A 1,872-nucleotide genomic window follows, 5' to 3' on the forward strand; every position below is an offset into this window, starting at 1 on the left:
TTTTAAATAAGGGGCGCAGGCATGTGGGCTAAAATCCGAACGAAGTGAGCAGCCCACATGTTTGCGTCCCAGCCCGCGCAGCGGGCGAACTTAATTTTTTTGTTATGTTCTTTATTTTGTAGCTTGCTCTTTAGCTCGCAGCTCTGTCTTTTCTTTTTCTGTCAATGGGACATCTATTAGCTGAGTGTGCCTTACACGACCATTTGATAGCTCTTCTACTATTTTTGCGTATTTTATTGGTCCATTATTCCGATCAAGCTTAGTTGCTAGCAACTGAATATAGTCTGTTCTTGGCTCTGTTCTAACTAGTTGTAAAAGCTCCATTCCGATTTTTGTAAATACTAAAACGGGAATATTTTGTTCAGGTTTGTTGGGAAGTTTTTCTTGAATGACAATGCTTTTGCCATTTATAAATATCGATTGTCTTGATTCACCGTTCGTCTTCTTTACATTAAACGCTAGGTCATTTGCTGTTAAGAGGCCCAATTCTTCTAGTAACAACCTCTCTCGAAAACTCAATTTGTATTCCTCTTCAAGAAGACTTTCATTATTGAAGTTTAGAATAAAGGCAGTGCCGGATGATTTAATTGCAAGAGTGCCAAACTTGATGAAGGCTTCAGCTTCTTCAGTCGACAGGTTTCTCAATAGATCTAATGTTCTTAGAGAGTAAGACTTCGGCTTCTTAACTTCTCCAGAAAGAATCTTCCCCCACAGCGCTTGCATTTCTTCACTTGAAATATTTTCAGCATAATCGAAGAATCTAGTAGTCCAGTCTTCATCAACAGGTTCCTCTGAAACAAAGGTTTCGGACTCTAGCTCTTCAGCTGCTTTTTGCGTAACGGCCTCAATATTTTTTTGCCTCTTTTGTTCTTTATATTCAACTCTTTGCTGTGTTCTATGTTCAAGTGAGTGGTTGTTTCTAAGAGAATCATGGTCAAGCGACATTAAACTAAGCTTTTCTTCGTTAAACCCAATAGTTTTAAGGTCATCTTGGTTTTCTTTTATGGCTTCTGCTATTTTATTAATCTCATAGGCTTTGGCGTCCGCTGTCTTACGAATCAAGTAAGGCTTGCTTAATCCTCCAATACCTGCTGATACTACTTCGATCAACTTTTTCAAAGGGTCACTTAATCCTGCTAAATCTTTTATTTCCATGCAGACCTCTTAGTATGAATAAAGAACATAACTTTTAAATAAGGGGCGCAGGCATGTGGGGCATAATGGCGAAGCCGCCCCGCATGTATGCGTCCCAGCGAACGAAGTGAGTGACTTAATTTTTTTGTTATATCGCATGTTTGCCAGCGTGCTCAAATTCCATGGTGTTAGCCTGATTGATTTTATGCTGAATGTAAATGACATGAAAAAAAGTACAAAGAATTGGGTTGAGCCAAAGTTTGCTTTGAGGATTGGCGTCATTTAAAGCATTAATTCTATTTCTAATTTTTACAAGCCAAACTAAATGAAAAGCCGATGAAATGACGTGCATCGCTTTTGAAAAGAGAAGTAACTCTGGTGGCGCACTCGAAGCAAGGTAAATAAAGAGGCTGAAAAAAGAGACTAAGTGAATGGAAATTGCAGAAAAAGCGAAGTACTTTGAGATAGGATTGTGGGTATGAGGGTTAACTTTCGCAGTGAACGTATAGAGCCGATAAATAAAGAAAAGGCCAAAAGTTAAAACACACCATGCCATAGTTATAAATACTGACTTAGTTTCGAAAATATTTTTCATGCTCTTCCTTGATGCAGATGGATACAGGAATACATGCGGCTAAAGTGACATAGTTCAAGTGTGGAAGAAGAAGTTAAGACTTTCTATGCGATATAACACCTAAATATGGGGCACAAACATGCAGGCTATAATGGCGAAGCCGC

The 1,872-nt window shown here is 38.7% G+C and carries 2 protein-coding genes; both read right to left on the reverse strand.

Annotated elements, in window-relative coordinates; all coding sequences use genetic code 11:
• Positions 1-111 precede the first annotated feature (111 nt).
• A complete protein-coding gene (locus ACTRWF_RS19550) occupies positions 112-1,155 on the reverse strand; it encodes a DUF2806 domain-containing protein (RefSeq protein ID WP_462836092.1) in 1,044 nt (347 codons plus the stop codon).
• A gap of 127 nt (positions 1,156-1,282) precedes the next feature.
• Positions 1,283-1,729: a DUF6688 domain-containing protein gene (locus ACTRWF_RS19555; RefSeq protein ID WP_020745305.1), complete on the reverse strand. Its 447-nt coding sequence runs from the start codon at positions 1,727-1,729 to the stop codon at positions 1,283-1,285.
• Positions 1,730-1,872 lie beyond the last annotated feature (143 nt).

The sequence above is a fragment of the Alteromonas sp. G5_S2_22_S1 genome (assembly GCF_054968525.1).

Excerpts from the sequence above, each read along its gene's own strand:
- ACTRWF_RS19550 (WP_462836092.1), bottom strand. The coding sequence starts at position 1,155 with ATGGAAATAAAAGATTTAGCAGGATTAAGTGACCCTTTGAAAAAGTTG.
- ACTRWF_RS19555 (WP_020745305.1), bottom strand. The coding sequence starts at position 1,729 with ATGAAAAATATTTTCGAAACTAAGTCAGTATTTATAACTATGGCATGG.